At 42.0% G+C, this 23,600-nt stretch carries 17 protein-coding genes; 7 read left to right on the top strand and 10 right to left on the bottom strand.

Features of this window, described 5'->3' with window-relative positions:
- Positions 1-504 precede the first annotated feature (504 nt).
- Positions 505-2,721, top strand: coding sequence for a sensor domain-containing protein (locus G399_RS20320; protein ID WP_006008702.1), 2,217 nt, complete (start codon positions 505-507; stop codon positions 2,719-2,721).
- 59 nt (positions 2,722-2,780) lie between these two features.
- On the opposite strand, the gene gabT is transcribed toward G399_RS20320, so the two are convergent.
- Both gabT and G399_RS0107330 read right to left on the bottom strand, forming a co-directional pair.
- Positions 2,781-4,118 (bottom strand): 4-aminobutyrate--2-oxoglutarate transaminase, encoded by a 1,338-nt coding sequence (gene gabT / locus G399_RS0107335; RefSeq protein ID WP_006008700.1) that lies wholly within the window; start codon positions 4,116-4,118, stop codon positions 2,781-2,783.
- Complete coding sequence (locus G399_RS0107330) at positions 4,118-5,575, bottom strand: NAD-dependent succinate-semialdehyde dehydrogenase (protein WP_006008698.1); 1,458 nt, start codon at positions 5,573-5,575, stop codon at positions 4,118-4,120. The genes gabT and G399_RS0107330 overlap by 1 nt, the downstream gene beginning before the upstream one ends.
- Before the next feature lie 176 nt (positions 5,576-5,751).
- Between G399_RS0107330 and G399_RS0107325 the strand changes: the two genes are divergently transcribed.
- Complete coding sequence (locus G399_RS0107325; protein WP_006008696.1) at positions 5,752-6,636, top strand: LysR substrate-binding domain-containing protein; 885 nt, start codon at positions 5,752-5,754, stop codon at positions 6,634-6,636.
- A gap of 97 nt (positions 6,637-6,733) precedes the next feature.
- Here G399_RS0107325 and G399_RS0107320 read toward each other — a convergent pair whose 3' ends face one another.
- The 6 genes from G399_RS0107320 to G399_RS0107295 form a co-directional block, all read right to left on the bottom strand.
- The gene (locus G399_RS0107320; RefSeq protein WP_006008694.1) at positions 6,734-8,482 is read right to left on the bottom strand and encodes an arylsulfatase; all 1,749 of its coding nucleotides are present in this window, start codon (positions 8,480-8,482) and stop codon (positions 6,734-6,736) included.
- Between the two features lie 72 nt (positions 8,483-8,554).
- Entirely contained in the window at positions 8,555-9,760 is a 1,206-nt protein-coding gene (locus G399_RS0107315; RefSeq protein ID WP_026843550.1) for an NAD(P)/FAD-dependent oxidoreductase, read from the bottom strand.
- 26 nt (positions 9,761-9,786) lie between these two features.
- Positions 9,787-10,107, bottom strand: a complete 321-nt coding sequence (locus G399_RS0107310) for a 2Fe-2S iron-sulfur cluster-binding protein (protein WP_006008689.1) — start codon at positions 10,105-10,107, stop codon at positions 9,787-9,789.
- 18 nt (positions 10,108-10,125) lie between these two features.
- Positions 10,126-12,429 (bottom strand): TonB-dependent receptor, encoded by a 2,304-nt coding sequence (locus G399_RS0107305; RefSeq protein ID WP_006008687.1) that lies wholly within the window; start codon positions 12,427-12,429, stop codon positions 10,126-10,128.
- 110 nt (positions 12,430-12,539) lie between these two features.
- The gene (locus G399_RS0107300) at positions 12,540-13,583 is read right to left on the bottom strand and encodes an AraC family transcriptional regulator (protein ID WP_226988907.1); all 1,044 of its coding nucleotides are present in this window, start codon (positions 13,581-13,583) and stop codon (positions 12,540-12,542) included.
- A 179-nt stretch (positions 13,584-13,762) separates the two neighbouring features.
- Positions 13,763-14,929: an MFS transporter gene (locus G399_RS0107295; protein WP_006008683.1), complete on the bottom strand. Its 1,167-nt coding sequence runs from the start codon at positions 14,927-14,929 to the stop codon at positions 13,763-13,765.
- A gap of 215 nt (positions 14,930-15,144) precedes the next feature.
- Between G399_RS0107295 and qhpR the strand changes: the two genes are divergently transcribed.
- Together qhpR and G399_RS0107285 are read left to right on the top strand one after the other, a co-directional pair.
- A complete protein-coding gene (gene qhpR / locus G399_RS0107290) occupies positions 15,145-16,125 on the top strand; it encodes an AraC-like transcriptional regulator QhpR (RefSeq protein ID WP_006008681.1) in 981 nt (326 codons plus the stop codon).
- A gap of 13 nt (positions 16,126-16,138) precedes the next feature.
- The gene (locus tag G399_RS0107285) at positions 16,139-16,972 is read left to right on the top strand and encodes a type 1 glutamine amidotransferase (protein ID WP_006008679.1); all 834 of its coding nucleotides are present in this window, start codon (positions 16,139-16,141) and stop codon (positions 16,970-16,972) included.
- 113 nt (positions 16,973-17,085) lie between these two features.
- Here G399_RS0107285 and G399_RS0107280 read toward each other — a convergent pair whose 3' ends face one another.
- Complete coding sequence (locus G399_RS0107280) at positions 17,086-17,961, bottom strand: DODA-type extradiol aromatic ring-opening family dioxygenase (protein ID WP_006008677.1); 876 nt, start codon at positions 17,959-17,961, stop codon at positions 17,086-17,088.
- 146 nt (positions 17,962-18,107) lie between these two features.
- Here G399_RS0107280 and G399_RS0107275 point away from each other — a divergent pair, with 146 nt between their 5' ends.
- From G399_RS0107275 to G399_RS0107265, 3 genes are read left to right on the top strand one after another with little or no spacing between them, the layout of a single operon-like run.
- Positions 18,108-19,406 carry a type I glutamate--ammonia ligase gene (locus G399_RS0107275; protein WP_006008675.1) on the top strand — a complete coding sequence of 433 codons (1,299 nt, stop codon included), beginning with the start codon at positions 18,108-18,110 and terminating at the stop codon, positions 19,404-19,406.
- 24 nt (positions 19,407-19,430) lie between these two features.
- Complete coding sequence (locus tag G399_RS0107270; RefSeq protein WP_006008673.1) at positions 19,431-20,711, top strand: cytochrome P450; 1,281 nt, start codon at positions 19,431-19,433, stop codon at positions 20,709-20,711.
- A gap of 10 nt (positions 20,712-20,721) precedes the next feature.
- Positions 20,722-22,182 (top strand): aldehyde dehydrogenase, encoded by a 1,461-nt coding sequence (locus tag G399_RS0107265; RefSeq protein WP_006008671.1) that lies wholly within the window; start codon positions 20,722-20,724, stop codon positions 22,180-22,182.
- A gap of 663 nt (positions 22,183-22,845) precedes the next feature.
- On the opposite strand, the gene G399_RS0107260 is transcribed toward G399_RS0107265, so the two are convergent.
- Positions 22,846-23,577 carry a hypothetical protein gene (locus G399_RS0107260; RefSeq protein ID WP_006008667.1) on the bottom strand — a complete coding sequence of 244 codons (732 nt, stop codon included), beginning with the start codon at positions 23,575-23,577 and terminating at the stop codon, positions 22,846-22,848.
- Positions 23,578-23,600: the final 23 nt, after the last annotated feature.

Here is a 23,600-nt window from a genome sequence, read left to right as displayed (position 1 = left end):
ATCCATGTTCAGTTTGAAATAACAAAAAATACCAGAGATTGGTTGTCTACTCATATAGAGAAATCAGGCCTGAGTTCTTGTACTTACTTATTTTAGTCTAGGATCCACTCATCAGAACACATCTCTAATCGCCAATACGGACGGATCGTTGATAATTGGATCGCATTTACTAGCTTAGATATTTAACGTCCTAAATACAGCACTATACCCAGTCATTCAACCACAACAATCAATTGTGATTATGTACTCTTTGTATAAGAATATGCGGTGACAAACACGATAGATAAGTCTGTTTCTGGTGCAGTTGATTTATATATTCTCAATTGTGATTTGTGTTACGATTTACTAAGGTGTTCATTTAACCGATTATTTTAGTGAAAAAAGTGGGCGATTGGTCCTTATTAAATCAGCGCCGTTTTCTCAACAATGGATTAACAGTGAAGCAATAAGTAACTCACACTGGAACTATTCTTTGTTTTAAAAGTGCACGGAACCAATCAAAATATGACCCAGTATTCTAATAGAGTATTAAACGCGATGCGCGCGCCCCTAATCACGCTGGATAAGGATTTAAGGGTAGTCAATGGAAACCATTCCTTTTATACATTTTTTAAGGTCAAACCTGAAAATACAGTCGGATTCCTTATCTATGAGTTGAACAATAAGCAATGGGATATTCCCGCACTGCGAGAACTACTAGAAAGCATCTTGCCGCAGAAGACCAGTTTTAATGACTATCTAGTTGAATACGATTTTGCCAACATCGGTCGCCGGATCATGCTGTTGAATGCCCGAGAAATTGAAAAAGAGGAAGGTAAACAACTTATTATTTTATTGTCCATGGAGGACGTCACCGAGCGAGCCGATAAATTAGTTATTGCAAACGAAGAAAAAGACAAGCAGGCAGATGAATTAGTCATTGTCAACCAAGATAAAGACAAGCTAGCAGATGAATTAGTCATTGCTAACCAAGAGAAAGATAAGCTAGCGGATGAATTAGTTAATGTCGGCACAGAGAGAAAACGTCTGCTACAAAAGATAAAACGCGCTGCTACTATTTTCAACCATTCACATCAGAGCATCATGATAACCGATGGTGATGCCACTATTACTGAGGTCAACAGTAGTTTCAATCAGATAACAGGTTACGACTCTAAAGATGTGATAGGAAAAAATTCAAGAATGCTCAAATCTGGGGACGAGTCGTCAGCATTTTTGGCCGAAATGTGGGACACGCTGTTATCGAAAGGCCACTGGCATGGCGAGATATGGTACCGCCGTAAAAATGGTGATATCTATCCCGCTCAGACAACCATTACCGCCATGAAGAATGCTGATGGTGTTGTTGACCATTACGTTTCATTATCCACTGATATTTCATCAATGAAGGCGCTTCAAGGACAACTGAAACACCTTGCTCATTTCGACGCACTAACCAATTTGCCTAACCGTGTATTACTGGCAGACCGCCTAAGTCAAGGCAAGGAACAATGCAAACTTAATAATCGGACACTAGCTATTGCTTTTATGGATTTAGATGGCTTCAAAGAGGTCAATGAGAACCATGGACATCAAGTGGGCGATGAACTACTCATTGCCGTGTCGCAACGTATGAAAGCCGCTTTGCGCGAAGGTGATACGCTGGCACGTTATGGCGGTGATGAATTTATCGCAGTTATGGTCAATTTAGAAAAAAACGAGGACAGCGAGACTGTATTAAAGCGTCTACTAAAGGCCACTGCTGATACTGTTATCTCGGGTGATACTGAAATGCAAGTTTCAGCTAGCATTGGTGTCGCATTTTATCCACAAGACGGCATAGAAGCGGACCCACTAATTCGTCACGCTAACCAAGCCATGTATAATGCTAAGCAAGCAGGCAAAAATCGTTATTGCCTTTTTGATACTCAACAACATAATGCGGTAAAGGTTCAACTAGAAAGTATAGAGGATATTGTTTTAGCATTGGAAAAGCGTGAGTTTGTTCTCTTTTATCAACCAAAGGTGAATATGCAGACTGGCGAGGTGATCGGGGTAGAAGCGTTAATCCGTTGGCAGCATCCTGTTCGTGGTTTAATCCCACCTTTAGATTTCTTACCTGTGATAGAAGGCAAGGCCATTAGTCTAGAATTAGGTGAACGTGTGATTGAAAACGCATTAACTCAAATAAGTCAGTGGCAAAGCGCAGGTCTGAACCTACCTATCAGTGTCAACATCAGTGCATATCAATTACAACAAGATAACTTTGCAACTCGCTTAGCAGCATTGTTATCGGCACATCCTGAAGTGAACCCGTATTGTTTAGAATTGGAAATACTGGAGACTAGTGCGTTAAATGACATCAACAAAGTGTTTGCAACTATGAGTGCATGCAATATGCTTGGCGTGCGCTTTGCTTTAGATGACTTCGGCACCGGGTACTCATCACTTACCTATCTCAGACGCCTACCCGCGCAATTGATTAAAATCGACCAGAGTTTCGTGCGCGACATGCTAGAGGATGCCGAAGATTGCGCGATAGTTGAAGGTATAATAGGACTAGCTAAATCATTCCGGCGTGACGTGATAGCTGAGGGAGTAGAAACAATGCATCATGGAAGAGAACTGTTGCAAATGGGTTGTGAGTTAGCTCAGGGCTATGGCATAGCTCGTCCCATGCCTGCCGGTGATATTCATGAATGGGTATCTAACTGGAAAGCTGATGATTATTGGCAGGCTTGAGGCCGTATTGAGGCGACCTCACTTGACTACTGACGGGATTATTTGCTGCTGTCGCTAAGCTATTTAGCGACAGACTCAAAGCTCTTTTTGAATAAATTCAATCCTTCCTCTACTACTTCATCTTCGATAGTAAGCGGCGGCAAGAATCGGACAACGTTATTTCTAATCCCACATTTCAGTAATATCAATCCGTTATTGAGGGCTTCTTTAATCAAAGCGCCCAACAATTCAGAATTAGGCTGAGAAGGGTCGCCATTTTTGACCAGCTCAAGAGCTATCATGGCGCCTCGGTCGGCTCTGACTTCTCCAATCAAATCTGGATATTGCTTTTGTAATTCTTTCAAGTGAGTAGAAAAAACGATACCTATTTGATGTGACCTTGCAACCAGCTTCTCATCCTCAATAATGTCCAAAACAGCTAACGCTGCAGCACAACTTATTGGAGAACCCGCATAGGTTCCACCTAGTCCTCCAGCTGATGCAGCATCCATTATTTCAGTTTTGCCAATAACAGCAGCAATCGGAAATCCACCAGCCATGCCTTTAGCTACCGTTATCAAGTCAGGTTCTATATCAGCATGTTCTGACGCGAATAATTTACCCGTTCTACCAAAACCAGTTTGAATTTCATCCGCAATCATTACGATGCCGTGCTCAGTGCATATCTCTCTCAATGCTTTTAGGAAGGAATTTGATGCTGGGTAGAAGCCACCCTCGCCTTGCACTGGTTCGATAATAATCGCGGCCACTTCTTCAGGCGTAATATCGCAGTTAAATAAATTATGCAGCGCTTCAATTGACTGCTCTTCAGTAACACCATGATATGGGATTGGGAAAGGTGCTCGATATATGTCTGCTGGAAAGGGGCCAAATAATGTTTTGTATGGTGCGTTCTTACCAGTCAGCCCAAGTGTAAAGTTAGTTCGCCCATGATAACCACCATTGAATGCGATAACAGCACGACGGCGAGTATGCGCGCGCGCAATTTTAATCGCATTTTCTACGGCTTCAGCGCCAGTGGTCACAAACATGCTTTTTTTCGGACTGTTACCTGGGGCCAATTCATTCAGTTTTTCCGCGAGCACAACAGCGCTATTGTAAGGGGTCACCATAACGCATGTATGTGAAAATCTCTCAACTTGCTCTTTAACCGCAGCCACAATACGTGGGTGTGAATGGCCCGTATTAGTTACTGCGATGCCGCTTGCGAAGTCAACATAACGATTCCCTTCAACATCCCACAATAGTGCGTTTTTACCTTTTTCAATATAAATAGGTGCAAGGTTTGCTTCTCCGATCGCGATAGCTTGGTCTTTCCGAGCTTGCCACTGCGCATTGGTAGTGCTCGCGTTCACATCGGCGTTTACATCAGCTTTTAAATAAGCAATTTTATTCATTAGTTCAATCCTCCCATTTTAAGATGTTTGATTTCCAGGTAGTCATCTAAGCCGTATTTCGAACCCTCTCGACCCTGTCCAGATTCTTTAACCCCTCCAAATGGGATCATTTCGTTCGATAGCGCCGCATCGTTAATACCCACCATGCCAGCTTCTATAGCTTCGCCAACACGCCACATTTGACTCATGTCGTTGGAATAGAAATATGCCGCAAGTCCAAATGGAGAATCATTAGCCAGTTCAATTGCTTCACGCTCCTCATCAAAAGTAAAAATAGCAGCGACGGGACCAAATATTTCTTCAGAGAACAGAGCCATATCTTTGGTAGCACCCGTGATTATTTTGGGTGCCATAAAATTGCCCTTACCATCCATATTCGAGTCAGTTGTAATTACTTGGGCGCCTAATTGACGTGCGTTTTCGACTAATTCATTAACTTTGTTAACCGCCGACTGATTGATCATCGGGCCAACGTCTACACCCGACTCAAACCCATCGCCTACTTTCAGCTTAGCAACCGCTACTTTGAGCTTGTCTGTGAATTTCCCAACTATCGACGACTGCACGATAACCCGATTAGTGCATACGCATGTTTGGCCAGCGTTACGGAACTTATTAGCAATAAGACCTTTAACGGCTAAGTCAAGATCCGCACTTTCAAAAACTATAAATGGGGCGTTACCACCTAACTCCATTGACGTACGCTTGAGTGTTTGCGCACAATCAACAGTTAGCTTTTTACCCACTTCAGTTGACCCTGTGAAGGTGAGTTTGCGGACAATTGGATTAGACGTCATTTCATGCCCAATCTCAGCGGTAGTACCGGCTAAAATATTGATAACACCGGGAGGAATACCAGCACGGGTTGCTAACTCACCCAGTGCAAGTGCTGACAACGGCGTTTCGTTAGCAGGTTTGCAAACTACCGTACAACCTGCCGCCAAAGCAGGAGCAATTTTTCGGGTTAGCATCGCATTAGGAAAATTCCAAGGCGTGATGCAAGCAACAACCCCAACCGGTTGTTTAATACATAGAAGCCTAGCGTCGTCGCTTTGCTGTGGAATAATATCACCATAAATGCGCTTGGCTTCCTCGGCAAACCACTGAATATAACTCGCTCCATATAAGATCTCACCCTCAGCCTCAGCTACAGGTTTACCTTGCTCAGATGATAATATTCGAGCTAGATCCAACTTGTTAGCAATAATTTGGTCATGCCAAGCCATCAGTATAGATGCACGTTGCTTTGAAGGCATTTTTGCCCAGCTAGTCATTGCAATCTTTGCAAACTCAATTGCCTTGCGGGTTTCTTTGGCACCGCATTTGGCGACGTTAGCAACAATCTCACCTGTCGATGGGTTTTTAACCTCAAATGTAGTGCCGTTTTCTGCAGACACAAATTCGCCGTTTATATATGCATTCGATTTAAGTAATTCTTGGTCTGATAACATCGACATTTAATATAATCCTTGGAAATTCAATGCAGATAAGGTATTAAATAAAGATATTGCACACAAACGAATAATATTAGCTATCCTCATTAGTATTATTCATCGCAATAATTCACTACATGCAGTTTTTTAACGCACTTTTTTAACGCACTTTTTTAACGCACTTATAAAGAGTTGAGACTATGATTGATCGAAGAACTATGCCCCTATCTAGTTTGCGGGCTTTTGAATCTGCCGCCATTAACTTACACATGGGGAGAGCTGGAGCCGAATTGGGTGTCACGCAAGGTGCTATCTCTCATCAAGTAAGGCAGTTGGAGGAAAGGTTAGGCGTCGCCTTGTTTTCACGCGCGCACAATACGCTCTCGTTAACACCTGCAGGTTCGCGTTTATTGATGTCTGTATCACAAGGATTGGACCTGATCATTGACGGCGCACGAAATCTTGATCCTGAGACGGTCAGCGGCTCACTTATTGTGGGGTGCACGCAATCAATCGCAGCTAGTTGGGCAGCACAACATATCTGCTCTTTCTACGAGAAATACCCAGACATCACGATCACGGTTCGTGAAATTGAATCTCAGCAGCGTGAGATCCCGCGAGATATCGACATTGCTATTTGTTATGGCGCTCCTAACATTGATGATAGGGTGATGACCAAAATCGGCGCCCCAGTTCTTTACCCCGTTTGCAGTCCTGCACTATTAAACGCTGAAAAACAGCGAATACACCTTAACAATATGTCTCAATTGACCTTTATCCATGATGGGCAAGTGTCCTGGCAACGCTGGATGGAAAAGCACGGTGTAGAATCAAGTCAAATGCATTCAAATATTTATTTCCCAAATGCTAGCCAAGCGCTTCGAGCGGCTGTTCTTGGTGCTGGCGTGGCATTAGCAAATACCCTTGAGACCCAGCAGTTTATAAAAGATGGTCAATTAATGCGCCTACTTAATAAACCGATAAACGAAGCACATTCTTATTATCTTATTTCGCCTTCAATTAAAAATAACACAATAAAATCCACTATTTTTGCTGAGTGGATTATTAACGCCTGCGACTCATAGTTAGCATCCCATCCATAGTTAGCAGCCAACTCGTAATTAGCCTGCTATGGCCTCAGAAATACGATGCTGATGAGTCTGATCAGCGCAGTTTCATGCTTTAGTAACCGCTGACATGGCTTGGCAATATGACGCCATTTTCTTGACTATACTTTTCCCATTCGACAATAAGTTCCGCTAGTTTAATGGGATACTCGTCGGAAAGGTCCTTAGCTTCAGCAAGGTCAGTCGATACATCATAAAGCTGCCAATTGCCGTTGCCATGAGGTGGTGGGATATTTACCGCTTTGTATGCTCCTTTTCGAATCATGTACTTACCCAATATTTCGCCGCCTTTTACTCGAGTTGCAGTGATGTGTGGCGACTCGGTATCGCTTAAAATATCGAGCATTGAAAATCCGCTTGGTGCTTCTATTTGTATGCCATTGTATATAGGAGCAGGGTGCTTGATTTTGGTTATTTCAAGTAGTGTAGGTAAGATGTCTTGCACTGAAAAAAATTCATCTGTTGTTTTGCTATTTGCAAATGCAGGATACGTTATAAATGCGGGAACTCTTGTTCCGCCTTCGGTAGGAAAGCCTTTATACAATCTAAAGGCGGGTGAGCTAGCTTGAGCCCAATTAGGACCGATAAAAGCGTAACTACCTACTTTGCCAATATTTGCAAAACTAAAATCGTGGCGCTCATCAATATTCTTTCGAATTTTTGGAAACTGCGCGCGAGGCCAAGTTTGATCAATAGTGTGGCCTTCCGCACCATTGTCAGACATAAAAATAATCACTGTTTTTTCAAGCTGTTGTTGGTCGTCAAGCCACGTAATCAAACGACCAATGTGCTGGTCAAGGTCGTCAATCATGGCCGCATAGACTTCCATTGTGCGAGCTTCAGTTTGCTTTTCAATAGCAGAAAGATTTTCCCATGCCGTTGTAGCTGCAATACTTTTAGTTTGTGGCGGCACGATGCCTAGGGATATTTGCTTTTGTAAACGCTGCTCACGGACGACATCATAACCAATGTCATACTTGCCCTTATATTTGTCAATTATGTATTGAGGAGCTTGTATTGGCCAATGTGGAGCGGTAAATGAAAGATAGGCAAAAAATGGTTTATGAGCATCCCTTTGTTGCAGGTAGCTAATCATTTGGTCGGTGAAAAATTGCGAAGAAAACGCAAAATTATCAGGCAATTTATTTACTATTTGCTGGTCTTGGCGATACGGCGCTTGACCGTTTGGCTCCGGGTGATAAGCGGGCTTCATATCACTAAAGTGACTGGCACCACCAGCCAACATGCTAAAAGATTTGTCAAAACCTTTTGCCCAGGGACTCGCCTCTAACGACATGCCTAAATGCCATTTACCAGTCATAAATGTGCTATATCCCTCGTCTCTAAGTAACGAGGCAATCGTCACTACACTGTCATTTAACTGGCCTTCATAGCCCGGCTGACCAACTTGATTAGGGGCTAATTCTTCGGCCATATTGCCCAACCCAGCTTTATGATTATCGACACCGGTTAGGAGCATTGCGCGTGTAGAAGAACAAACAGGGGATGTGTGAAAATTGGTAAATAATACACCTTGATTAGCAAGTTTATCTATATTCGGGGTGGGTATCTCACCTCCCAAACGACCTAAATCTGCCATGCCCATGTCGTCTACCACAATCAGCAATACATTAGGCTTTTCAGAAGATTGGTTTTCTTCATGCATTTGTGAGCAACCAAAAAGTGTCACCATGAGCATGCTCACAAACAGATTTCTGAGCATAAAAAGATAATCGAATTTATCGATATCAGCTTTACTAGCTTTGGTTCTAGTGGTCTTCAACTTAGGTTTAATTATCTTCAAAATAGGCTTCCTGTGTCTTACTCACTCCACCAGCAATCAATCGGTCAATCGGTCAATCGGTCAATCAATCAGTCAATCAAACCAATTTTTTGTAATATCCGCTAGCTTGTCCTTAGATACGGTTAGGCCTTGCGGAATGAGCGCTTTGGCTTTCATAAAGTCTTTTGGCGAATTGATCGCATCCACGGCAATTATCTTGCCTTTTTTGAGATAAAATAAGGCGAATTTTTTCTGTGTCATATCACCACGAACAACGGTTTCATCATAACCCTGAGATAAACCCGCCGTTTGCAGTTTAACGTCATATTGATCTGACCAAAACCACGGAAATGAATTATGGATTTTAGGCTTGCCGCAAATGTTTGCAGCCGCGACCTTTGCTTGTTCCATTGCGCTGGGCACCGACTCTAATCGAATGTTTCGTGCGTAAAACTCATTGGGGTGGTTACTGACATCGCCAATCGCATAAATAGTGGGATCTGAAGTGAGCGTATGCTCATTTACTACAATCCCATTGTCGCATTCTAATCCAGCTGCTTCAGCTAAGCCTGTATTTGGAATTACCCCAATACCCACAACCGTATGATCGAAGGCAACATTACTACCGTCATTTAACGTAGCCACATAGCCGTCTTCCGTTGTATGAATTTCTTCAATCCCTATATTTAACTTTAGGTCAACGCCATTGTCTTTATGCAAGCCCTGATAAAACCCCGACATTTGCTCGTTAGTGACACGTGAAAGGACCCTTTCAAAGCTTTCCAAAATAGTCACTCTAGCACCGATTTTCCTCGCAGAAGCGGCTAATTCTAAACCAATATAACCCGCACCAATAACCAACAAGTGCGAGTTACTTTTAATATTGGCGATAATATTATTGGCATCATTCAAGGTTCTAAGGTAACTCACACAAGGAAGTTCAGCACCCGGAATGTTCAATATACGAGCTTGTGCACCTGTCGCGATAATTAAATGGCTGTATCCAATTATGGCGCCTGATGACACAGTAACGGTTTGAGATAATCTGTCGATGGCGACCACCGACAAACCTAGCATTACATCCACATTAGCCTTTTCATATAACGCTTGTTTTTTAATTAACAGCTGTGCGGACGTAACCGTTTTATGAAAATACCCTTTTGACAAAGGCGGGCGTTGATAGGGTAGAACGTCTTCATCGCTAATAAGCTTTATGTCGCCTTCCCAACCTTGAATGCGCAAAGCAATCGCAGCCTCAGCGGCAGCATGACCACCACCAACTATCACTACCAAATTCATATCTTTATCCATTTTAACAGCCGTACTTAGTATTGAGACGAAGGAAGCGACACTTCTATATCAGGTGTATCGTCTTTTAGCATTAACTGACATGATAAGCGACTCGTTTCAGTCCGTTGAGGAGCTGATTCAAGCATGGCTTCTTCCATTTCACTCATTTCAGAAAAGTGTTTAGCATATTTATTGTCCAAATAACAATGGCACGTTGCGCAAGCTTGCGCTCCGCCGCATTCACCAACAATTCCATCAACCATGTTATTTACGGCCAATGACATGATACTTTCGCCAGTCTCCGCTTCAACTTCAGTTACGTTATTTTCTGCATCTACATATTTAATAATTGTCATCTACTACTCCTATTACACTTAAAATTCATATCTTGCAGATACACCAGAAGTACGAGGCGGCGCATAATAAGTCGTCGCGCCCAATGCGCCTAAGTCAAGAGAGTAGGCTTTGTAACGTTCGTCAAATAGGTTCTTTGACCACACACTAAAGCTCCAAGATTCGGTTTCATAAGTCACACTTAGGTTGGATATATTATAAGCTTCTTGCAGCGTACCCGGGCCGTTAGTTACTTCTAAAAATTGGTCTCCGTAATACGCGCCATCAAACTGGAACACGACTGTATTTTCACCTAACTCCTTATAATAACGAAATAGGTAGTTACCAGACACGCTTGGCGCATTAGGAAACTCTGCGTTTAATACCGGCGAAGCACCTGCTTGAATAGCTTCAACTTCTGAATTACTAAATGCTAAGCCAAGCATCATATCAAAGTTATCGGTTAACGAACTAATGAGTTCTAATTCTGCACCGTAGGCGGTTGCATCGGAATTACCAATTTGTGGATTGGGCGAAACTTCACCAGGAGGAATAGCAACAAACGTTTGATAGTCATCATAATCATAGTAGTAAGTGGTTGCATTTAAGCGTGTACCCTTGGCTAGCTCTGTTTTTATACCTACTTCAAACGAATTCAAGACTTCTGGCTCGTGCCGGAAACGCTCGGGAGAAACACCCGATGATAAAGTCCAGTTGCCTCCTTTTATGCCTCTGTTCCAAGACACAAAACCCATTGTTGAATCTGAAAACTGTTTCTTCAACGACAGTCTTGCTGCATAGTCTGAATAGTCGATACTGTCATCAGCAAACCGATTAAATATGCTTGCAGCTTCAACATTTAGGTTACTTTCAGTAGCTGCATATGGAATACGCTCGGCTTGTTGATCCGAACTGAAGAAGGCAACCCAATTAATATTTTTGGTATCTTTTGAGTATCTCAATCCCGCAGTTAACATCATGTCATCCGCAAGGTCATAATCAATTTGACCAAACACGGAGACATTTTCAACGGTTAAATTATATTCTCTATCTGAACGGCCATCGAAAGGGAAATCATCAAAAACAGTCGGAGCTGATATAATGCCGGCCTCAAATAACCCGAATGATAAATCAATATTCGGAGCCCCTATAGTTAAAGCGTCAGTATCCATATCGATATCCATATAGTAACCGCCGACTTGCCATTTTAAGCGGTCCGTATCGCCGGACATTCTCAACTCTTGTGAAAATTGAGTGAAGTCAGTATCTTGTCCAAATACAACGATAGGTGCGTTAAAAGCATCACCATCCTCCAAATAAGACTTATCCATATTCAAATGATTAGTAATACTGACCAATTCAAACTCATCAAATTGCTTAGTTAACTTGGCAGTCAAGCTAGTTACTTCTCGGTTTAAAAAACCGCGAGTATCGTTCATGTGTTTGTGCTCGTCGCCAGAGACCACGCCCCCAGTCACAATTGCACGACCTGAAGCATCAACGGGGCATAATTCGTTGGCATCAAAATCACAATTTTCGAATACGTATCCACCCGTCGGTACGTCATCATCCTTAGAATATTTAATGATGAATTCACCAAGCAAAGTATCCGAAAAGTCGACTTCTATGGTACCTCTTAAGCCATAACCATCGGCACCACCAATCGCTCTTTGGTCAACATCAGGAACGCCTGCCATCGGTTCTATATAGCCATCTGCGGTTTCATGTCTAAAGGCAAAACGAGCTCTAACATTATCGGATATTGCGCCACCAATTGCACCTTCAACGCTCTGACGATTGAACGAACCAACCGATACATCAACAAAACCATTTGTATATTCATCGCTGGCACCGCGACTGATATAGTGAACTAAGCCTCCTGTTGCGTTTCGACCAAACAAGGTTCCTTGAGGGCCTCGCAACACTTCAACTCGTTCAATATCGAACATTTGGCCTGAAATTGCATTCATACTGGCAATGTAAGATTCGTCTTGGTACACAGCAATTGGCGCTTCTAAGTTATCTACAAAGTTATTTTGTGAAACCCCTCGCAAGTTAAAAATAGTTAACTGAGGAGACCAGGCGTTTACTTGGAAATTAGGAATTTGTTGAGTGATTTCGGCATTGTCGCTGATGCCTAAAGCATCTAACTGTTGGCCTGATAACGCTGATACAGAAACCGGCACTTCTTGAATTGACTCAGAGCGTTTAGTTGCGGTAATTTCAATGACTTCAAAAAGCTTATCTTTCTTTTCTTCTTGTGCTTCTTGTTGCGAATGAGCCTGCCCGACAACGGTTAAACCCAATGCAAGCGCTATATAAATTGATGATTTTTTTAGTTTCATGTAAGTGCCTTTAATCCCTGTTACGTATTTGTTAATAGGATCAACATACTCACTTCTGACAGGATTGTACTTAGCATATGAGGACAAAGTGTTTAAGCGGGGAACTAAAACTACAGTCCTTGGTTTCTCTTAAGTTGAGTTAAATAGGCGCTGGGAGTGATTCCATTGGTCCATTTTTTAAATGCCCTAGTAAAACTTGGTGTCGATGAGAAACCCAGCAAATGACTTATTTGATAGATGTTCAGCTGTGTTTCAGATAAATATTTGCATGCCAATTCATAATGCACATTGTCCAACATGGTCTTAAATGACTCATTTTCTAGCTTTAATCTACGAAAAAATGTTGGTATAGAAACGCCTAGTCTGTGTGCAATGAGCTTAGCGGTAACTGTTTCTTGACCTTGCTCACTCATGATCGCGGTTCTGACTTGGTCGGAAAAGCTGTTTACTTGATTTTTCGAGGCTAAATCAGCATCCAAGTAATCGGTTAAAATCTGGGTGAGATCAGGATCAAATCTGGCGCCTTTAAAGCTAATATCCTCAGCCTTAATCGAAACCCCATTGACCGCTTGATTAAATTCACATGGCAGCCCCGCTAACCTAAGATAGTGTGAAACTGACACTGATGGCGAATGCCTAAAAAGCATTTTAACTGATTTAACTTGATTGTTTGAGAACAAGCGAATCAACCGAGCGGTATAGGCGATACTGAATTCGACATCAAGACGCGTGTCTATATTGCCCATGCCATACACTTGATATCCCAGAATATAGTGACTTCCCATTCTGTCCAACGATAGCTGAGTTGATTCTTGGAATAGGTTTTGATATTGGCATATCGCATCTAGCCCATCATATAAAGTTCTTGAGGATAGAAATAAGAAACCAAGCGCGCCCAATAGTTCCGGCCCTATAGACTTTGATAACTTAATGCCAATCAACGGATCATCAGCTTCTTTTGCTGCTTTGTTTAAAAAGTTCAGATATCGGTTTAGTGGGATTTGTCCATGGGGATGCTCTAAATCATCAATCGCGATACCGCATTCATGCAACAAATGCGGGGTATCAATATTATGTTCAGCAAGATGAAATTGCAGACTACGCAGCACGCTCGACCATATTTGAGGTTCAAGTCCGTCACTGCGATTATACAATCGACCCCTCATTTTTACTCGATAACTAAACTAATGAATTTAATAGACCATACCCTATTATTTGCAATTGATCGACATCCAAGATTGCGCTACTTGCCACCTGCTACGATGTAAGGTAAGGCGTAAATTGGTGTTAATAATAAGTCTTAGTACCAGCCCCTAGCAACACAAAAATTAGGTTACACAAGCGCCTTTTTTAACTTTTTTCGATGCGCATTTAAGGCTAACATTAATGGCACACAGCAGCATAAATATAAGGAGACAATGAGTATTTGAACATCGTAAAAGCTACCTTCATTGCCTAACACAATGGCAGCGAAGAAAGGTCCAAAACCCAAGCCTGTCATTTGTAGGGCGATAGCAAGACTGATCATATGACCGTTTTTATCTAAATTGCCAACACCACTCAATACAAAAGGAAGTCCAAAGTTCCATAAAAAGTTGAAACAACTTACTGCAATAATAAACGTGGTCAGCGTAGGATCATTCATCAATAATGAAATAGAGATAATACTACCAAAAATAGTAAGCAGGATCGGCTTGAACAGGCCCAACTTTTGCTCCATGAAGACGGGGATCAAAGCGCCTAAAATAGCGAAGAATTGCGATATTAGTAAGGCGTTAGCAATCGCTTGTTCGTTGGGTTCTATTTCCATTCCTATTAAAAATAAATTGGCCCAAGCAACACCTATTGCCAAATTAAACAAAAGTACGCCCAACAGCGCAGTCAATTTAGTAGACATCGGCATATTAATAGCGCTAGTTTCAGGATTGACTGCTTGATTTGACGATGCGGGAATGTGCTTTACTACAAAAAAACATAATGCAGTGATGCTCCCCCATATAATAAAGATCCCTTCCAAGCCAACTGTGCTGAATGCTTGTGGCATAATCCACAAGCCAAAAGCACCATAGGTTAGCAATAACACGAGATACGCTGCTAAATTTCGTTCGACGCGTTTAGTTAGGCCAATTATGGTAAAACTAAGTGAAATGATTGCCCCTTCTCCCAATCCAGTAATGAAGCGAGCGGCTGATAAGAAATCCAGAGATGACATTGCGAATACAGAGAAAAAATTTCCCAAAACAGCGAATGCAAGCGCAGTGGTGAGAATATGCCGCCAATTAATTTTGGATTTAAGAAATGACGTAACAAAGGTGGCAATAGCGACCCCTAACATCTCATCAAACGCCAATGCATTAGCACTAGCTTCGGATAAGCCCATTTGGGTCACAAATCCCTGAACAAGCCCTGGTTGAACAATAAACGATAAGACCCCTATTGTGCCCAGCAAAACACCGGTTCTTACAATAGTGGGAGAATTAAAATCGACTTCGTTGTGCATAATGACAAACACCTTAACTTTTTGAATTAAGTTGTCACACTCAGTATTAGAAAACTTGGCATGTTAGGACTATTTGCAACAAAACGATCACAAACCTTACAATTTGATACTTATAGGTAACATATCGATAACAATAGGTAAATATTTTACGTTTATTTTTATTATATTTTATTCTAAATCGGTAAAACGCCTGAAAAGCACAAAAGGTAATAATTATGACTACCCCCTTCATAACATCAGCAGTGCTTGAGGATTGGCAGGTATGGATGCCAGAAAACGTAGAAACATTTAAAAATGAATCGCAATTACCACTGTCAACATTTGTTTATTCTCTGGAGGAAGCGGCAGCGAAAGCAAACAAGCCCGAATTGGGTTGGTTAGTGGGCACCTCATGCAATTATCTATCACGAGGTGTTTTGGGTAAAGTTGCCATGCAATCTAGAACACTCGGTATGGGTCTGCATTGGTTGTGTCGTTTTTATCCACTAATCCAAGACGCTACGTTAATGAAGCTTGAGGTAAATGAAGATATTGCGCGATTGAGTTACAAGATACTAGATCCCCAAATTTGGCCGCGAGAACAGGATGCCTTATATACGCTGAGTATATTCGCGAATTTCCTTAAATCTGTCTCTCCCGATATATTTTCTCATGTTAGGATTGGGATAGAGGCGCCAAAAACGCCTAAAAATTCAGAACTCCATCAATATTTACATGCACCAATAACCTACTCATCAAATGCAAATGAGATTATTTTTCCCGCTAAATTTCTATCCAGAGCATTACCCAAGAACAGAGAAACATCGCAAACAGAAATTGCCGAGTTGTCAAAAATTTATTCGTCAAAAAATCGCAGTATGGCGTTTATGGATAGAGCTAAATATCTAATATATCGGGGCTTAATTGAAACTGATATTAGCCAAGATTTTGTAGCCAAAGAGCTCTGTTTGTCGACACGCACACTACGAAGAAAATTATCCGCTGAAGGCAAGTCTTACCAAAACTTACTTGATGATTGCAGAATGAATCTAGCTTCATGTGAGCTTACTTTGGCAAAAAGTGTTTCATTAGCGCAAATGGCGTTAAAACTGGGTTATTCCGAACACAGTACATTTTCGAGGGCATTTTTAAGATGGTTTGGCGTTAGCCCGCGCACGTATAGAAGGATCATGACCGGCGAAGTGCCATCTATTTAAGGGGATTGAATAAGTGAAAATATTGATGATGGAAGGAAACACCATCGAAACTCAACAAAAAGCGAAAAAAATTGGGGTTATATCTGCCTCCGATGTCTACATAAATGCAATCAGATGTTTTGACAAGCATATCGGTATTGACGTGGTCAATGCTGCTGAAGGTGACGTATTGCCTGAAGGTGAAAGTTTTGAAAATTATGCTGGGCTAGTTATTTCTGGCTCTAGCTTGCGCGCATTTGACGAAACACCGGAGGTTATCAAACAAGTTGACGCATTAATTGAATTTGCCAAAACAGGAAAACCAATATTAGGAAGTTGTTGGGGACTGCAAATTGCGGCAATTGCGTCCGGCGGCGCTGTTGCGCCGTGCCGCAATGGTCGAGAGCTGGGTGTTGCAAGAAAAATTAGCCTTACCACCGCTGCTCAAACCCACCCGTTCATGCAGCAAAAGCCATGGTTTTATGATGCTCCCTGCATTCACTACGATGAAGTCACTAGATTGCCAGCAAACGCTACCTTGTTATGCAGTAATGCACATAGCGAGATACAAGGAGCGATTATTCCGGTAGAAAAGTCTGAAGTCTGGGGCGTGCAATATCATCCTGAATTTGATATTGCACAACTACGAATGCTGTTTGAACTCTACAAAAACGATATGTTAAATGACAAATTTGTTGAAAACGATGAAGGACACACCCGCTTAATTAAGCAAATGAAAGCATTGGAATTGGAACCTACTAATAAAGCGGTGGCTTGGCTACTTGGTATAGATACCGACCTTACCGATGGCAATATTCGGGGACTAGAAATACTAAATTGGTTGAATTATATTAAGTCCATAGGGTAAATTAAATCGCAGTAAAAAATAAAACTCGATAAAGACATAAAGAGCCTCTATCGGGTTTTTGCTAACGACGACTTAAATACCGGTCTAGAAGTCGCTAGTGGTAACTCAGCCTTTTATGACCAGCCATCTTCAGGACGGTCAAACCAAACGTGCACCTGACTTGTTCCAACAGAGTTTTCATAGTCACTAAACTGTCTTCCTATGGCCTTGCATTTATCAGAGCCTAATGCGCCAACCATCATAAGATAGTGAGCAAAGCGTCCCTCAGGTTTGTATTGATAATAGTCATCCATGTTATTGATTACCGACGCATGATCGCCTTGTTTAAACCATGCCAATCTCTCGTAGTCTGCTTCCCGAGCACCATCACTAAAGATATGTTTTGGGTCACTTGATTCATGTAAGTGCAACTCGTTAAACGGATAAAAAGTATGACTCATAGAACCACTGGCCAGTATCACCACTTTTTTGCCTGACTTAGCGATTGCGTTAGCGATGCCTCTTCCCACTGCCAGGTTTTCTTCAGCACCCGCTGTCATAGCACAAGAGACCGATATCCAAGCTTCCCCTTGCTCGAGGTAGTGAGCAAGATTAGTAGTTGGATAATGTATGGGCAAATATGGGTCATCGATAGCACTGCATCGAACCCCCTCTTTATTGACTTCTTCAGCCATGGCGTTAGCTAAATCAGGGTCACCTTTCAAGTCGTATGGAACTTGACACATGCCTCTGGGTAATTCTTCTGATGTGTATTTTCCTGCGCGTCTTGCATGTGAGGTAACAACATACTCTACTAACGTACCCCAATGTGTATCAAGCACGATAACGACATCCGGCTTGAGTACGTCAAGCACCTCTTTTCTAATTCGATGAAAACCAGGTACCAAGGAAATTTCTTTTCCTTCATTCAATTCATACCTAATTTCCTTGGACAACATAATAGTAGGGACATGCGATATAAGTCCAGCACCAACAATTTCACCCATCATCTTTTACTCTTTAAAAAATTCCAAGAGTTACATCATATTCATAAATTAGCAGAAGAGAATGCTTAACGAGGAGGTTGTCCTCTATTGCTAAGACATTCGTGTCAGAAACAAATAACTTAACAGTGAATAATATTAGAGGCCCCCGTATGAGCAAACATGATAATTCAAAAGAGCAAAAAATAAGGGTTTTATTTTGTGACCAACTTAACTTGGCGCGTGGAAAGTATCTTCCTCGAAGCTTTGCCTCGAAAGGCGAAGCAATGCTGTGTAAAGGTGTTTATTCAGTTACTTATTCGAAGCAAATAGTAGAAGCACCACATGGCGGTTATGACCAAGGTTTACCTGATGTGTGTATGAAATTCGATCCCCAAGATTATCGCACAAGCTGGGAGCCAAACTCTGTTATTGCTTTAGCTGATGTATATGAGCATGAGCGTCCTTTTGGGCTGTGTGGCCGAGGTGCATTAAAAAAAGCAATTAAAGCATGGCAAAAACACGGTTTGAACCCCATGATTGGCTTGGAAGGCGAAGCTTATGTGGTCAGTAAAGGAGACTCGAAACTGGTTCCCTATGATGCGCCAGGATCGTGTGTATACGGGACCGGTATTTTCAATGACCCAGAAGGGTTAATGGATCTAATTTGGGATGAAGCGGCTAAATGCAATATCCCTATTGAATCGTTAAATGCAGAATTTGACTCTCCCCAATTCGAATTAACCTTGCGTTACTCAGATGCCCTCAGCGCTTGCGACAACTTTTTCTTATTTAAAAATTTAGCCCGAGAAGTGCTGTATAAAAAAGGATATTTACTATCTTTCCTAGCCAAACCGTTCCCTGAAATAAGTGGATCTGGTCTGCATATCAACATCAGTTTTACCGATAAGAATGGAAATAATGCCTTAGCCGACGGCATAAACAAGAACAACCTTTCGGATTTAACCAAAGGCTGTATCGCTGGATTGCTGCAACACCATGAAGCTCTCAGTGCGGTTATTGCGCCAACGGTTAACTCATATGCACGACTAAAACCTGCCAACATGTGTGGATATTGGGCCAATTGGGGCCATGATCATAGAGCCGTAGCAGTGCGAATTTCCAGTGAAACAGGTACCGGTGCAAGAATTGAACATCGTGTTGGAGACGGTTCAGCAAGTCCATATTTTGCGGTTGCTGCAGTATTGCAAGCCGCCTTATTAGGTTATGAAAACAGCTATGAGTTACCTCCTGAAGAACTAAACGACGGCTTTGAAAAGGTAAGCACAACACGCCATGTTGGAGATTCTTTAGGCGAGTCAATCTCAATGCTCGAAGCCGACAAAAAGCTTGCCAGCGCATTAGGCAGTGAGCTAATCGAAAACTACTGCGCAGTAAAAAGAGCTGAAATTGCTGAGCTCGATGGTAAATCATCAGACCAAATAGTGACTTACTATTCTCACTACATTTAGTCACAAATTAAAGGATAACTATAGATGTTACATACAAATTGGAAATACCCATTTTCAGGGTCAACAAATGACGCTGTTGATTTATCGTCTTATGATGCATTTAATGAAGGTGCGCCATTTAAAACCTTCGAACGTTTGCGTAATGAAGAATCCATAAGCTGGTGCGAAGAAGCTGACGGCCGAGGCTTTTGGTCTGTCACTAAGCACAAAGATATCCAAACCTTAAACAAAGATTTTAGTTTGCTAACGTCAAGCAAAGGCATACGTATTGAAGATCAAACTGAAGAAGAATACGAAGCTAGAAAAACCTTTCAAGAAACAGATCCACCAGAACATACAAAAACAAGACTCATCATGCATAAAGCCTTCGGCCACATGCAAATTGCGAAATATGAAGACGAGATAAGAGACATCACTGTTGAGCTAATTGAGAAGTCTCTTAAATTGGGTGAGTTTGACGCAGTCAAACAAATCGCATCTCAATTACCCATGAGAATGCTTGGTAAAATTTTAGGCGTCCCCAAAGAAGACTATGAATGGCTGGTGCAAAAAGGCGATGCGTTAATATCAAATACCGACCCTGATTACACCGATTTTGTGCTCGATAAAGTCGATACTGAGGAATACCGAATGCTGCCATTCAGATCGCCCGCAGCTATGGAGCTATTTGATTATGCCAATAAACTCATCGAACGTGAACGAAACGGCGAGCAAGTCGGTGTTATTAATCTTATTTTACAACCTGACAATAACGGCAAAGTAATTTCTGAAGGTGAATTTAGAAACTTCTTTTGTTTAGCTATCGCTGCAGGTAATGACACCACTAGATACAGTATTACAGCTTGTATACATGCCTTAGCTAATCAGCCATCGCTACTGCAAGAACTGAAAGATAATATAGGCAATAAAGACTTTTTCATTAGTGCCACCGACGAGTTGATTCGCTGGGCATCGCCAACAACACATTTTAGAAGAACGGCGACCAGCGATTTCGAATATAAAGGCAAAAAAGTTAAAAAAGGAGACAAGTTAGTCTTGTGGTTCCTGTCTGCTAATCGCGACGAAAGCATATTTGAAGAACCTTACAAAATTAATCTAAGTAGAAAGCCGAATCGATTTTTATCATTTGGTCAAGGCGGTCCGCATGTCTGTTTGGGCATGTTTTTAGCTAAGCTGGAAGTGAGGGTGATATTAGAAGAAATTGCCAAACGTGTCAGTAAAGTAGAACAGACAGGACCACACAATTACCTGCGTTCCAATTTTATTCTCGGTATCAAAAGTTTGCCGATAAAATTCACGGCATAGGGCAGATAACATGAGCAATCGATTTAACGTCAATGGGGTGATGGTTTCAGGTGAACACTTCATAAATGGAGAACGGGTACCATCACCAAACACTTTTGAAACGCGCTCTCCCATGGATTGGGATATTCTGCTAGCAAATGTCGCTAGAGGTGATAAAAGCACGGCTAAACTTGCGGTCGATGCAGCAACTGAAGCTTTTCCAGCCTGGGCTGCATTAAGTCCGGACCAACGTTCAGTTTATTTACATCGCTTAGCGGATTTAATTGAGGAGTACAAAGAGGATATCGCTAACGTTGAGTGCAGCGACATGGCCATGCTATTCGAAAGCTTACGTTTGCGGCTGGTACCAAGGGGGGCTACGAACTTTAGAAACTATGCAGATTTAGCCACCGAACATGAAGAACGAGTTTGGCACTCAAAAGGTACCTTAAATAGAGTCATCAGAATGCCCGCGGGACCTGCTGTAATTATTACTCCTTGGAACGCGCCTTTTATGTTGTCCACATGGAAGTGTGCGCCTGCATTGGCTGCTGGTAATACAGTTATTTTAAAACCCGCCGAGTGGTCACCGTTATCTGCGTCACTTCTGGCAGACTTGATAGCCAAGGCCAATTTTCCTAAAGGGGTGTTTAACGTTGTCCAAGGACTAGGAAGCGAAGTTGGCAATGCATTGGTTAATGACCCTCGGGTTAAACGAATTTCGTTCACAGGTTCGGTGCCCACCTCTCGGATTATTGGCAAAGCTGCTGCTGAAAACATCGTCCCGTTCACGGCTGAACTAGGTGGAAAGTCATGTTTATTAGTCTTTGCTGACGCCGATATTGAAGCGGCGGCAAAGAAAGCGGCAGGGCAATTTGATGATTCTGGTCAGGTTTGTATGGCAGGCACTCGACTCATAGTTGAAGAAAGTGTTAAAGCCGAATTTTTAGCCCATTTTCATCGTTTTACTGATCAACACGTGATGGGTGATAGCCGAGACACTAAAACGACGATCTCTGCCATGATACATCCAATTCATATTGCCAGAGTGGAAAGTTTTGTGCAAAGAGCACGCGCTAATGGGGATACTGTTGTGCGCGGAGGAAAGCGATTTATAGAGGGAAAACTATGGTATGAACCAACCCTGATCGAACCTAAGAACAATGACTCTGAAGTGGTTCAAAGCGAGATCTTTGGTCCGGTATTGACCTTTCAAACCTTTGCCACTGAAGATGAAGGTGTGGCATTAGCTAACTCAACAATATTTGGATTATCCGGTATTGTGTATACAGGCAACAAGGAGCGAGCTGAACGTGTCGGTCGACAAATACGCGGCGGCACAGTGTGGGTAAATACTTTCCTTGTGCGAGACTTAACTGCTCCATTTGGTGGTATCGGGCATAGTGGCCTGGGCAGAGAAGGTGGACATTATGCATTGGAATTTCATTCTGATTTGAAAATGCTACAAATATTGGAAGGCTCCGTCGAGTAAAAACTAAATATAAAAATGCTTACGTTGAGTTTACATGAAATAAGGGATCTCTGAGGTCCCTTATATTTACAGTAAGTCGTATGAGCGCAAACCGGTCAGTCGGGCTTGGTAAATACTCGACCAAGGGATAGAATTTTATGTTTCCTTAAGCAAACTTAGGGCTCTTCAGGTATTACGTTGCACATTTAATCGACTTGCGGTACCACTGATAGTTCCACATCGTGAAATAGCTAAGATTATTTTTAAGTCATCCCAGTCCATCGTTACGATCTCTTTCTGTGCAATTTTGCACAATATCATTCATTGTTTTGATAATTGTTAGCAAAAACTAATTGCAGTAACCTGCATATGAAAGTATTGCCAAATGATAGTTGCCGTTGTCCACACTGGGGTTTATCAAAGGCAGAAATACCACTAGATAAATTCGCAACATCGAATTTAACAGGCAAAGAAACACTGTCATTTTATCGAATTTAGATGATGAGAATACCTTTTCAGTGGTTAATTGCGTCTGCTTTTGCCACACTTGAATACGCTGTATTCAAGAATAAACAATGTTGCTGGCAATATAGAACAAGGTTCACAATATAAACGTTATAGACCTGAAACAGCCTATACTATGCTCTATGTTAACTGCACTTAGTCATGTATGGCATAATCGGACTAGTGACTAACTCCATAGTCTTTGTTTACATCAATAACACTAAGACCAAGCTCTAATGCATTTATTGTGTCAACAAAATCGAATTGTATTTTACACCCTGCTTTGATCATCTTGAGCCACACATAGCGCAGGCCGTCGGGGCGTCTGCCGGTCCAGAAATCTTCAGTTTTGTTGATGTAGGCAACAACAGGCTCAATATGCCCATCACGATAAATGTGGCGAATTAGTTCGAAGTCAGGACCAAAAGAGCTTAGGACCGCTGAATCGCTTACCTCAATAGACTTCAATAACTCTGCAAAGGCTAGTTCATGCTTGTCTTGTCTGTATGCGATCCATGCCCGTGCTATACCTACAGAGTGTGTCTCGCTGCTAAAGCTGTCAATCGCGTCACCTGCTATTTGCTGCTCTACACTTAGCCTATCTGCATGTTCAAAGATGCGGTCAATTTTGGCAGTGACCTTATCGATAGGTTCGAATTGCGCACTGTATTTGAGGTGCCTACTTAAATCGCCTATCACCTGGTATGGATTTTTACTTGTCGCTAAGCTTCGTTCATAGTCGCGCAGAGTCTCAGCAAGTAGACGTCGATTTTGTGTCTCAAAATGAGCGAATTGCTCTTTAATATGTTGATGATATTCTGGGTCGTCACACCCAAGCGCATAGTAAGCATGGGCACTTGAGTTTAAAATTGCACTTATGCACAAAAGTATTGCGAGTAAAGATTTTATCATTTAACACCCCTTCCGGATACCAT

This window comes from Brumicola pallidula DSM 14239 = ACAM 615 (assembly GCF_000428905.1).
Lineage (GTDB): Bacteria > Pseudomonadota > Gammaproteobacteria > Enterobacterales > Alteromonadaceae > Glaciecola > Glaciecola pallidula.
Note: the sequence above shows the minus strand (reverse complement) of the source record. Positions and strands in the feature narration are given on the sequence as shown.